The 11,165-nt window shown below is 69.3% G+C and carries 10 protein-coding genes; 6 read left to right on the top strand and 4 right to left on the bottom strand.

Annotated elements, in window-relative coordinates; all coding sequences use genetic code 11:
• The 4 genes from DEIPI_RS32545 to glmS form a co-directional block, all read right to left on the bottom strand.
• Positions 1-196, bottom strand: a 196-nt coding sequence (locus tag DEIPI_RS32545; RefSeq protein ID WP_045234677.1) for a hydantoinase/oxoprolinase N-terminal domain-containing protein, incomplete at its 3' end; no start/stop codon positions are given.
• Positions 193-1,404 carry an FTR1 family iron permease gene (locus tag DEIPI_RS0118560; protein ID WP_027482754.1) on the bottom strand — a complete coding sequence of 404 codons (1,212 nt, stop codon included), beginning with the start codon at positions 1,402-1,404 and terminating at the stop codon, positions 193-195. The genes DEIPI_RS0118560 and DEIPI_RS32545, both read right to left, overlap by 4 nt.
• Positions 1,405-1,406: 2 nt before the next feature.
• Complete coding sequence (locus tag DEIPI_RS0118555; protein WP_027482753.1) at positions 1,407-2,402, bottom strand: hypothetical protein; 996 nt, start codon at positions 2,400-2,402, stop codon at positions 1,407-1,409.
• 114 nt (positions 2,403-2,516) lie between these two features.
• Positions 2,517-4,346: a glutamine--fructose-6-phosphate transaminase (isomerizing) gene (glmS, locus tag DEIPI_RS0118550; protein WP_027482752.1), complete on the bottom strand. Its 1,830-nt coding sequence runs from the start codon at positions 4,344-4,346 to the stop codon at positions 2,517-2,519.
• A 524-nt stretch (positions 4,347-4,870) separates the two neighbouring features.
• Between glmS and DEIPI_RS0118545 the strand changes: the two genes are divergently transcribed.
• The 6 genes from DEIPI_RS0118545 to DEIPI_RS0118520 all read left to right on the top strand — a co-directional run bounded on the left by DEIPI_RS0118545 (position 4,871) and on the right by DEIPI_RS0118520 (position 11,067).
• Complete coding sequence (locus tag DEIPI_RS0118545) at positions 4,871-6,043, top strand: VLRF1 family aeRF1-type release factor (RefSeq protein WP_027482751.1); 1,173 nt, start codon at positions 4,871-4,873, stop codon at positions 6,041-6,043.
• 187 nt (positions 6,044-6,230) lie between these two features.
• Entirely contained in the window at positions 6,231-7,487 is a 1,257-nt protein-coding gene (locus DEIPI_RS0118540) for an ABC transporter substrate-binding protein (protein WP_045234676.1), read from the top strand.
• 105 nt (positions 7,488-7,592) lie between these two features.
• The gene (locus tag DEIPI_RS0118535) at positions 7,593-8,525 is read left to right on the top strand and encodes a carbohydrate ABC transporter permease (RefSeq protein ID WP_027482749.1); all 933 of its coding nucleotides are present in this window, start codon (positions 7,593-7,595) and stop codon (positions 8,523-8,525) included.
• On the top strand, positions 8,522-9,379 hold the full coding sequence (locus DEIPI_RS0118530; protein ID WP_245588599.1) for a carbohydrate ABC transporter permease: 858 nt from the start codon (positions 8,522-8,524) through the stop codon (positions 9,377-9,379). Before DEIPI_RS0118535 ends, DEIPI_RS0118530 begins: the two co-directional genes overlap by 4 nt.
• 22 nt (positions 9,380-9,401) lie before the next feature.
• Positions 9,402-10,526 carry an LLM class flavin-dependent oxidoreductase gene (locus DEIPI_RS0118525; protein WP_027482747.1) on the top strand — a complete coding sequence of 375 codons (1,125 nt, stop codon included), beginning with the start codon at positions 9,402-9,404 and terminating at the stop codon, positions 10,524-10,526.
• Between the two features lie 235 nt (positions 10,527-10,761).
• On the top strand, positions 10,762-11,067 hold the full coding sequence (locus tag DEIPI_RS0118520; RefSeq protein ID WP_027482746.1) for a hypothetical protein: 306 nt from the start codon (positions 10,762-10,764) through the stop codon (positions 11,065-11,067).
• Positions 11,068-11,165 lie beyond the last annotated feature (98 nt).

The following is an 11,165-nucleotide window of genomic DNA, read 5'->3' as shown; positions in this document are numbered from 1 at the left end:
CGCCCGCCGGGAGATCCGCGAGGACGCCGCGCAGGGCCGCGAGGACCCCGGCGGCGACGCCGAGCTCGTGACGGTGGGTGGTGGGGACGTGCGAGACGGCGAGGACCTGCCCGTCAGGGCCGAGGGCGACACCCTTGGTGAAGGTGCCGCCCACGTCGATGCCGATCCGCACGCTCGTCGGCGTGACCTCGGTCAAGCGCGCGCCTCCCGCCCGGACGTACGGGCGCGAAGCCGCATCACGACGTAGCCGACGACGTACACGAGGACCATCAGGGCCTGCGCGGCGAGCGTCTCCACGGTGGGATGCAGTCCGGTGAGGGCCGCGACGTTGGGGTCGAGGGCGGGCACCTTCCCGTAGAGGTTCGTGACGGGCACGAAGCCCGCCTCCTGGAAGGCGCGCACGCCGTTGCCGACGAACGCGACGGCGAAGAGCGCGGTGACCGTGACGAGCGCCGGGAAGAGCTTCTGGGTGGGCACGCGCCGCCCGAGGCGGAAGATGACCGCGAACACGACGGCGAGCGCGGCGGCGGCGACGCCCATGCCGAGGTACATGTACCCGAGGACGGGACCGCTGGCGACGGCGAGCGCCTGGTAGAACAGCACCGTCTCGAAACCCTCACGGTAGATGGTCGTGAAGGTCACGAGCGCGACGGCGCCGAGGCTGCCGCTCTGCACGGCCTGCGACACGCGGGCGCGCATGAACTCGGCGCTGCGCTTGCGGTCGCCCTGCTGGAGCATCCAGAAGGACAGGTAGAAGAGGATGACGACGGCGACGGCGCTCGTGATCGCGCTGATGAGCTCGCGCGAGACGGGCGCGATGGACAGCAGGTACGTCGCGGCGAACCACGTGACGGCGGTCGCGAGGAGCGCGGCGAGGGCGCCCCACCAGACGCCGCCGCGCAGACGGTCGTTGCGGGTGCTGGCGAGGTACGCGAGGATCGCGGCCATGAGGAGGGCGGCCTCCAGACCCTCGCGGAAGAGGATGGTGAAGCCGCCCGTCGCGGCGAGGGTGGGCGCGAGGACGCCCGTGCCGCTCACGATGCTCTCGGCCTCGCGCAGGCTGTCGTCGATGTCCCCGGCGATGCGGCGCAGGTCACCCATGGGGGCGCCGTCCCGCATGCCGTTGCGCAGGTCCGCGAAGCGGTATTCCATCTCGAGGATGAGGTCGGGGTTGAGGACGCGCAGGGGCGGCTCGGCGTACTCGAAGTGGTCGAGGTACGCTTCGCGCGCGGTGCGGAAGGCGTCCTCGCGCTGCCCGGCGGCGTACTCGCGCAGGCTGCGCGCGACGAGGTCGTGGGCGGCGCGCAGTTCGGCGGCGACGTCCACGTCCGTGGGCGCGGCGAGCGCCGTGGACGCGAGGCCGAGCAGGGTGAGGAGCACGAGCAGCAGACGCCGGGGCAGCATGGTCACTCTCCGAGCAGGGCGCGGGCCTTCTTGAGGTCCGTGAGGGCCGCGTCGACGGCGGCGTTGAACTTGGCGGGGGTGGGCCTGGCCTTGAGGAGCGCGCGGAGGTCCTCGCGCAGGGTCTTCTCCAGCCTGAGTTCCAGCGCCCTGTCCTTCTTCGCGAGGGGGCTCTCGAGGTACTCGTAGTTGTCGAGGTACGCGTCGATGACGGCTTCCTCGGCGTCGCCGCCCATACCGCCCGCGTAGTGGCCCTTGGCGTCCGAGAGGAGCTTCTCGATGTTGGCGAGGTAGGTGGCGTTGGTGCCCTTCGCGGCGGCCAGCTGCACGCCGCTGATCTCGGCGAGTTCACCCCTGGCCGTGTCGACGGCCGCCTCGAGGTCCCTGAGGGCGCCCTTGCGGGCGATGACGGCGGTGGCGGCCCCGATGGCCTCGGCGGTCTCCTCGCGCTGGTGGGCGGGGTAGCGCGCGGCGCTCGCGTCGAACCACTTCTTCGCGCGGGCGACGTAGGTCTGGGCGTCCTGGTACTCGGCGAGGTTGGTGACGCGGCCGTTCTCGACGCCTTCCTCGTACTCGTGCTCGGCGTTCTCGAGGATCTGCGAGATGACCTGGGCGGTGAACTTCGGGTCGGTGCGGGTGGCGCCGAGGGTGGCGAGGGCGGCGTCCACGTCGGCGTAGAAGACGTTCATGGCCTTCTGGAAGTCGGCGTAGGGCTTCTTCGCGGTCAGCGCCGCGCCTATGGCGGCGTAGTCCGCGAGGAACTTCTTCTGGAGGGCGGGCGTGAGGTCGGCGCGGACGGCGGCGTAGAGTTCGTTGGCGGGGTGCTTCGCGTGCTTGGCGGCCATGGCGAGGTCGCCCGCGCGGTAGTTCATGAGGCTGGCGTCGTAGTGGCCGCGCATCTGTTCGAGGGTGGCGGCGAACTTGACGGGATCCTTGGGTGCGGCGGCGGCGCCCCCGAGGAGGGCGAGGCCGAGGAGCGTGAGGCGTCGGTGGAGATTCACGCGAAAAGTCTATGAAGTCACGCTTGTAAAGTCAACCATTCCAGTCGGAATTGTAGGGTTGGGGCAAAACGAGAGGGAGGCGCCGGGCGGCGCCTCCCTCTCCCATGGGCCGAATTACTCGACGGTGACGCTCTTGGCGAGGTTGCGCGGCTTGTCCACGTCCTTGCCCAGCAGCGTGGCCGTGAAGTACGACAGCAGCTGCAGCGCCACCACGTTCACCACCGGACTCACCATCTCGTCGGCGCGCGGCACCACGATCACGTCGTCCGCGTGCCGCGACGCCTCCACGTCCCCCTCGCTCACGAGCGCGATCACCCGCCCCGCGCGCGCCCGCACCTCCTGGATGTTGCTGATCGTCTTCTCCAGCAGCACGCTCTCGGTCGCGATCACCACCACCGGCAACGACGCGTCGATCAACGCGATCGGCCCGTGCTTCATCTCCCCCGCCGCGTAGGCCTCCGCGTGGATGTAGCTGATCTCCTTGAGCTTCAGCGCCCCCTCGAAGGCCGTCGGCGCGTTCACTCCGCGGCCCAGGAACAGGTAGTCGCGCGCGTCCTTGTACTTCGCCGCGACCGCCTCGATGGCGGCGACCCGCTCGGGCGTCAGGCTCTCCTCCACGAGACGCGGCAGTTCACGCGCCGCGTGCAGCAGGTCCTGACCACGCTCGGTGGCGAGGGTGCCGCGCGCGCGGCCCAGCCACAGCGCGAGGAGCAGCATCGCGCCGACCATGCTGGTGTACGCCTTGGTGCTGGCCACCCCGATCTCGGGGCCCGCGTGGATGTACAGGGTGTCGTCCACCTCACGCGTCATGGACGAGCCCTTGGCGTTGATCACGCCGAGGGTGCGCGCGCCGCTCTTCTTCGCCTCGCGCAGCGCCTCGAGCGTGTCGATCGTCTCGCCCGACTGCGACACCACGATCACGAGGGTGCGCTCGTCGACGATGGGTTGACGGTAGCGGTACTCGCTGGCGACGTCCACCTCGACGGGGACGCGGGCGAGCTGCTCGATGAGGTACTCGCCGACGAGTCCGGCGTAGTAGGCGGTGCCGCAGGCGACGATGTGCACGCGGTCGAACGAGGCGGGGTCGAGGGTGATGTCGAGGCGGACCTCGCCGGTCTCGTCGTGCAGCCGGCCCATGAGGGTGTTGGTGAGGGCCTGGGGTTGCTCGTGGATCTCCTTGAGCATGTAGGTGTCGAATCCGCCCTTCTCGGCGGCCTCGGCGTCCCAGTCGATGTGGGAGACCTCGCGCTGCACGGGCGTGCCGTCGAGGGTGGTGATGTGGTAGCCGTCCTGATGCAGCACCACGAGGTCACCGTCATGGAGGTAGACCATGTCGCGGGTGTAGGGCAGCAGGGCGGGCACGTCCGACGCGAGGAACATCTCGCCCTCTCCGACGCCCATCACGAGCGGGCTGACGGTGCGCGCCGCGACGATCTCCTGATGGTCGACGTGCGTCACGACGATGCCGTACGCGCCGCGCACGTCCTTGAGCGCGGCCCGGACGGCACGTTCGAGGTGGCCGTCCTCCTGCGCGTACTTCTCCTCGATGAGGTGCGCGAGCACCTCGGAGTCGGTGTCGCTGCGGAAGGTGTGGCCGCGCTCCTGGAGGGCCTCCTTGAGGGGGAGGTAGTTCTCGATGATGCCGTTGTGGATGATGACGATCCGGCCGTCCTCGGTGGCGTGGGGGTGGGCGTTGCGGTCGTTGGGCAGCCCGTGGGTGGCCCAGCGGGTGTGCCCGATGCCGAGGGTGCCCTCGATCTGGTCCTGATCGAGGTCCGCGACGAGGTTGGCGAGCTTGCCGGCCTTCTTGCGGACGGTGAGGCCCGTCTCGGTGCGCACGGCGACGCCCGCGCTGTCGTAGCCGCGGTATTCGAGTTTGGCGAGGCCCGAGATCAGCACTTCACGGGCATTCCGGTAGCCGACGTATCCGACGATTCCACACATGACGAACTCCTGTCGGCCCGCGAAGGTGCGGGCCGTGACGTCTTCCCCGACGGGAAGAGGGGCGAGACGCGCGGCCCGGAGGCGCGACGCTCGCGTGGTCGGGCCGCTGGGCCCGGCTGGGGTTGTGGTCTGCCGGCGGACGGGCGGTCCGCCTGTGTTCATCGTGCTCGGCTTTGTCGGGACGTCGCCGTCCTCGGTTATGGCCTCGCTTCGACCGCTCGGGTCGTGGGGAGGGTCCGATGTGACCCTGAAGGCATCCGCAGAATCTCGATGACCTTCACCTCGTCTTCCCCGGCGCGCGCGCGCGGGGACCTTGCGCTTCCCCTGTGGACGGTCTGCCGTCCGTGATGTTCGTACCCGTGAACCTCCTCTGAGGCCGAGTGTAACACGCGCACGGTACGTGTGCATCGTGTGTACGTCACTCCTCATCCGGGCAACACCTAACCGCGCTTCACGAAAAAGAGGGCCCACTCAGGGAGCGCAGTTTCAAGAATGGGGCCAACGTCATTCACAGGAGGTTGCGCATGCTGACCGAACAGGAAATCGAACGGATCAAGAGCCTTCCCGAGGACGGCAACGTGCTCATGGCCGTCGTGAACGTCAACCCCGCCGTGGTGGACAACGAGGGCTCGGGCCTGCAGACGCGCGCCAAGAGCATGATGCAGCAGGAGGGCATCCCGCCGACCATCATGGCCCGCGTCCTCGACGACCTCGCCGAGAGCCGCACGACCTTCGGCAAGAGCGCCGTGTACGTCGTGAACGAGGACATGTTCGAGCGCTACGACGTGCAGGTGGACCTGCCCGAGCGCTTCCACTACGGGCGGCCCGTGAAGTCCATGATCGCGAACATCCTGGAGATGATGCCGAAGGTGGGCGTCCTCGCCGTGGACCGCGAGTTCGCGCGCTTCTTCGTGCTGGAGCAGGGCGAGCTCACCGAGATCCGGCGGCGCGAGAACGTCCGGCTCGACGACGGCGATCGCTGGGACACCGTCGTGTCGGGCACGCGGCACGTGCCGGGCGCGCCCGGCTCGGGCGGCGCGGGACGCGGTCAGCCGGGCAGCGGCCCGCGCAGCGACAGCGGCTACGACCTGTTCGAGGCGCGTGAGGCGGCGGCGCAGCAGCGCTTCTACAACGACATGCAGAAGCAGGTCACGAAGCTGATGGGGCACTACGGTCTCAAGCACATCATCCTCGTGGGGCCGGTGCAGCGCGTCGCGGACTTCAAGGCGGAGATTCCCGACAAGGCCCCGTACGAGGTGCTCGGCTCGACGAACGTCAGCGCGGGCACGGGCTGGGCGGACCCGGCGCAGATCCTGGAGAAGGTCTCCCCCATGCTGGACGAGCTCCGGACGCAGCAGGAGGAGGAGCTGATGCACCGCATCCAGGAGGAGGGCGTCATGGAGGTCGAGCGGGTCCTGCAGATGATCCAGCAGGGCCAGATCTACATGCTGATCATCCCGGAGGACGGCTCGCGCATGCACGTGTACCGCAGCCACAACCGTGAGGTGCCGTACTTCACGAGCAAGGAGACGGCGCACAGCCCGCTCGACGACAGCCTGATGGAGCGCGTGACGCTCGACGAGGTGCTGCCCGACTTCGTGACCCTGTACGGCGTGGACGTGCGGCGTCTGCGCGGCGACAACGCGGACAGGCTGGTGCGGCAGTTCGGCGGCCTGGCGGGCCTGCCGAGGTTCTGAGGGGCGGTTCGCCCGAGGGGGCCGGGGAGGAGAACTCCCCGGCCCCCTTCTCGCGCAATTACTTGACAAATCTTGTAAACTTTCTGTCACGGCCCACCCCTCCGCCCGCGCCGCACGGTCCCGGGCGCACCGCTTGAAGTACCATGGACTCGTCACCCGACGTCCACAACCAGAAACGAGGTCCAGCATGAACCACCCGTTTACGGCCCGCCGTGTCGTCTCGCTGCTCGCCCTGACCGGCGCGCTCGCCGCCGCCGCCGACGCCCAGAAGACCACCACCCTCAGCGTCTTCATGGGCTCGCAGCAGCGCCCCGAGATCTTCCAGCCGATCTTCGACCGCTTCACGAAGGCGAACCCCAACGTCAGGATCCGCATCGAGACGGGCGGCGCCACGAGCGAGCTGCAGAACCAGTACCTCACGACGGTGCTCGCCGCGAAGGACCCCAGCCTCGACGTCTTCCTCATCGACGTGATCCGCACCGCCACCTTCGCCGCCGCCGGCTGGGCCGAGCCGCTCGACTCGTACCTGCCCAGCAAGGACACCTACCTCAAGGCGTTCCTGCCGGGCGCCGTGAACGCCGGGACCGTGAACGGCAAGCTCTACGGCCTGTCCGCCTTCACCGACGCGCAGTTCCTCTACTACCGCAAGGACCTCCTCGACAAGTACAAGGCCAGGGTCCCCCGCACCTGGGAGGAGCTCGTCCAGACCGCCACGCGCATCCAGAAGGCCGAGGGCGGCAACATCCAGGGCTGGAACTTCCAGGCGGCCCCCATCGAGGGTACCGTCTGCAACTTCCTCGAACTGCTCTGGGCGGGCGGCGGCGACGTCAAGGACGTGGACTCCGCGCAGGGCAAGCAGGCGCTCGGCTTCTTCGTGGACGCCGTGAAGAGCAAGGTCTCCCCCGCCGCCAGCAGCGAGATCCGCACGGACGACTCGCGCAAGCAGTTCCAGGCGGGCGACGCGGTGTTCAGCAACAACTGGTCGTACGCGTGGGCGCACTTCCAGGGCAACAGCCCCGACCCCACCAAGGTCAAGGGCAACGTCGGCGTGGCGCCCCTGCCCGTCTTCGGCAAGAACAACACCGCCACCTGCCTCGGCGGCTGGCAGTGGGCCGTGAACGCCTACAGCCGCAACAAGGCCGCGAGCGCCAAGCTGCTGCAGTTCATGGTCTCCAACGACGTGCAGCGCGAACTCGCCGTGAAGGGCGCGTACCTCCCGGTGCGCCGCAGCCTCTACAACGACAATCAGGTGCTGGCCGCCAACCCGCACTTCAAGGCGCTCTTCCCGGTCGTGTCCAATGCCCGTCCGCGCCCCGTCACGCCCGCCTACCCGCGCGTCTCGGAGATCATCCGCAACAACGTCAGCGCCGCCGTCGCGGGCAGCAAGAGCGTCGACGCGGCCCTGAAGGACATGCAGCGCGACCTCGATCAGGTGCTGAAGTAGGCGGTCGGCGGTCAGTCGTCGGACGTCGGTGGACCACGTGACGACCGACGGCCGCCGGCACCCACTCACCGCTGACCGCTGACACCTGAAAGCTGAAAGCTGCCCATGTCCGACCAGACCATCACCACGTCCGCGCGCCGCCCCGCGCGCCCCCGCCGCGAGATCGGCGAGGGCGCGCTCGCGGCCCTGCTGCTCGCGCCCGCCGCGCTGATCTTCGGCGCCGTGCTGCTCTACCCGATGCTCAGCACCCTCTGGTTGAGCTTCTTCACCCAGAAGCTCACGGAGCCCTGGCTCGGGACGCCCTTCGTGGGCCTGAAGAACTACGCGCAGCTCGTGCAGGACCCGCGCTTCCTGGCGGCGCTGCGCAACACGCTCTTCTTCGGCGTCCTCACCGTCGGCGGGTCCTTCCTCGTCGGCATCCCGATGGCCCTCCTGGCGCACGCGGAGTCGCGGGTGCGCTGGGTCGCGCGCGTCGCGATGCTGCTCCCCTGGGCGATGCCGCCCGTCATGACGGGCCTGATCTTCGCGTGGATGTTCAACGCGCAGTTCGGCGTGTTCAACGACTGGCTCGTGCGGCTCGGCCTCTCGGCGGAGCCCGTGCGCTGGCTGTCCACGCCGGGCCTCGCGGTGGCGGCGCTCGTGATCACCATCGTGTGGAAGACGTCGAGCTTCGTCGCGCTCGTCGTGCTCGGCGGGCTGCAGGGCATCCCGCGCGAGCTCTCCGAGGCCGCCGAGGTGGACGGCGCCACGAAGGTGCAGTCCTTCTTCCGGGTGACGTTGCCCCTGCTGACGCCCGCGCTGGCCGTCGCGTTCATCTTCCGCGCGATCAGCGCCGTGCAGGTGTTCGACATCCCCTACGTGTTCATCGGGCAGGCGCCCGCGCAGGGCCTGCTGGAGACGCTCGGCGTGTACATCCAGAAGACCACCATCGAGTTCCTCGACTTCGGGTACGGCGCGGCGCTCTCGGTGGCGCTGTTCGCGGTGAGCCTCGGCATCACCGCGCTGTACGTGCGCTTCGTGCGCGGGGACGAGTCGTGACGCGCGCGCCCGCCGACACCCGCCCGCCCCTGCCGCTCCACGAGCGGCTCGTGAAGTACCTCGGCCTCGCCCTGATGATCGTGGGGGGGCTCTTCCCGCTCGCGTGGATCCTGCTGACGAGCCTCAAGGACGAGGGCGAGCTCCAGAAGTTCCCCGTGCAGTACCTGCCCGCCACGCCCGACTGGGGCAACTACGCCCGCGTGTTCAGCGAGCAGCCCTTCGCGCGCTTCTTCCTCAACTCCCTCATCGTGTCGGGCGTGAGCACGGTGCTGTGCGTGGTCGTCGCGGCGCTCGCGGCGTACGCGCTCTCCAGGCTGCGCGTCCGGTACCGGGGTCTGCTGACGGTGCTGGTGGTGGTGTTCAGCATGTTCCCCGTCGTGAGCCTGCTGGTGCCGCTCTTCCGCATCATGCGCGGCGTGGACCTGCTCAACAGCTACCCCGCGCTGATCCTGCCGTACACGGCGCTCTCGCTGCCCGTCGCGATCCTCACGCTCATCGCGTTCTTCTCGTCCATCCCGCGCGACCTGGAGTCCGCCGCGATGGTGGACGGCTGCTCGCGGGTGGGCGCGCTGTGGCGCGTCGTGGTGCCGCTCAGCACGCCCGGCATGGTCACGGCGGCCCTGCTGGTGTTCGTGAACTCGTGGAACGAGTTCCTGCTGGCCCTGTCGTTCAACACGGCGCGCGACATGCGCACCGTCGCGGTGGGCGTGACGCTCTACCAGGGCGAGTTCAGCTTCCCGTGGCCGCTCATCTCGGCCGCGATCGTCGTGGGCGTCGTGCCGATCGTCGCGCTCATCGTGTTCTTCCAGCGCCGCTTCGTGGCGGGGCTGACCGCCGGCGGCGTCAAGGCCTGACCGCCACTTCCCGAGGTATTCCATGACCAGTCCGTCCACGTCCGACTTCCTGTGGTTCTGCCAGCTTTCCCGTGACGGCGAGTTCATCGGCACGAAGGAGAAGCCGCCGCGCAGGCCCACGCTGGAGTACGTGTCCAGCCTCATCGAAACCGCCGCCGAGGCGGGCTTCTCCAGCCTGCTGACCGCCACGAACTACCACAGCGAGCACGAGAACTACACCGCCGCCATCGCCGCGCTCGCCCGCACGCGCGGCGCGGGCCTCCTGATCGCGGTGCGGCCCGGCATGTTCCACCCCGCCATGTACGCGAAGATGATCGCGACGGCGCAGAACCTCTTCCCGGGGCGGGTGCGGGTGAACATCGTGACGGGCTCCAGTCCCGCCGAGAACGCCATGTACGGCGACTTCGAGGACCACGGGCAGCGCTACGAGCGCACGCGCGAGTTCATGCGGGTGCTGCGCACGCTGTGGGAGCAGGAGCCGCCCGTCTCGTACGAGTCGGACGTGTACAGCTTCAAAAACGCCGTCCTCGACCCGCGTCCCGTCGTGCCGGTGCCGCTGTACTTCGGCGGCGCGTCCGACGCGGCCAAGCGCATCGCGGCGGAGCTCGCGGACGTGTACCTGCTGTGGGGCGAGCGGCGCGACATGATCGAGGAGCGCCTCGGGAAGATGCGCGAACTGGAGAAGGAGTACGGGCGAACGCTGGGCTACGGTCTGCGCACGCACGTCGTGGTCCGCGAGACTGAGGAGGAGGCGTGGCAGGCCGCCGACCGCCTCATCTCCCGGGTGGACCCGGAGGTGCGCCGCGCGTTCGTGGAGAGCTACAAGCACGTGGACGGCGTGGGTCAGCTGCGTCAGATCGAGATGCTGCGCAATCTCAAGGACGGCGACCTGACGGTGGAGCCGAACCTGTGGGCGGGCGTGGGCATGGCGCGCAGCGGCGTGGGCGTCGCGATCGTGGGAAGCCCCCGGCAGGTGGCGGACAAGATCCGCGACTACGAGTCCATGGGCATCTCCACGTTCATCTTCTCGGGCTATCCGCACTTGGAGGAGGCGCGGCGCTTCGGGGAGCTGGTGATGCCCCTGCTGCGCGGCGGTCAGGGCGAGCAGCGCGTGATCCACACGGACGTGGTGGCGCCGACGTCCTGAAGGGCCAGGAAGTGGGGCCGGACCTCCGGGTCCGGCCTCTCTCATTTGTAAGAAATTCGTGAGACCGGATGTGATCTTTTTGACATAGGGTACCGGGGCTTTCCCACCACGACGCACTCTCCCCGGTCCCCCTCCCCCCACTTCCTCTCACACTCTCCGGCTGCGCCCCGCTCCCGGACGGCCCGCCCGTCCGAGACGCCACGCCTCACGCCCCGGAGCCCCCCAGGTGGTCCACATGTCCTACCAGTACGAGTACGACGACACCCCCCGGCCCCCCTCGTCGACCCTGCCCGAGTCCTACTCCGGCGTGACGCCCGGCACGCCGCGCGGCGCGACCTTCATCACCCGCGCGGAGGAGGGCGCCGTGCTCGGCCACCTGCTCGGAAGGCGCGAGAGCGCCCTGATGGTCGCGCGCTCCACCGGCATGTCCGCCGCGCGCGCCGAGGCCGTGTGCGAGGCGCTCTACCAGCAGGGCCGCCTCAGCTTCCTCCTGCGCGACGACGTGCGGATGTACAGCGTCAGCTTCGCGGCGCACCGCTGAGTTCAGGAAAAGGGAGCGCCCCGGCCGTGGCCGGGGCGCTCCCTGCGGGCTCAGCCCTTCACGGTGAAGCGCACGCGGTCCGCCGCGTGGAACTCGTA

It is taken from the genome of Deinococcus pimensis DSM 21231, from assembly GCF_000519345.1.
Lineage (GTDB): Bacteria > Deinococcota > Deinococci > Deinococcales > Deinococcaceae > Deinococcus_A > Deinococcus_A pimensis.
The sequence above is the reverse complement of the archived record's forward strand: the minus strand, read 5'-3'. Positions and strand labels throughout refer to the sequence as shown.

What these genes read in the sequence shown, in the direction of transcription:
- DEIPI_RS0118540 (WP_045234676.1), top strand. Translation starts at nt 6,231, where the DNA reads ATGAACCACCCGTTTACGGCCCGCCGTGTCGTCTCGCTGCTCGCCCTG.
- DEIPI_RS0118560 (WP_027482754.1), bottom strand. Translation starts at nt 1,404, where the DNA reads ATGCTGCCCCGGCGTCTGCTGCTCGTGCTCCTCACCCTGCTCGGCCTC.
- DEIPI_RS0118545 (WP_027482751.1), top strand. Translation starts at nt 4,871, where the DNA reads ATGCTGACCGAACAGGAAATCGAACGGATCAAGAGCCTTCCCGAGGAC.
- DEIPI_RS0118525 (WP_027482747.1), top strand. Translation starts at nt 9,402, where the DNA reads ATGACCAGTCCGTCCACGTCCGACTTCCTGTGGTTCTGCCAGCTTTCC.
- glmS (WP_027482752.1), bottom strand. Translation starts at nt 4,346, where the DNA reads ATGTGTGGAATCGTCGGATACGTCGGCTACCGGAATGCCCGTGAAGTG.
- DEIPI_RS0118535 (WP_027482749.1), top strand. Translation starts at nt 7,593, where the DNA reads ATGTCCGACCAGACCATCACCACGTCCGCGCGCCGCCCCGCGCGCCCC.
- DEIPI_RS0118520 (WP_027482746.1), top strand. Translation starts at nt 10,762, where the DNA reads ATGTCCTACCAGTACGAGTACGACGACACCCCCCGGCCCCCCTCGTCG.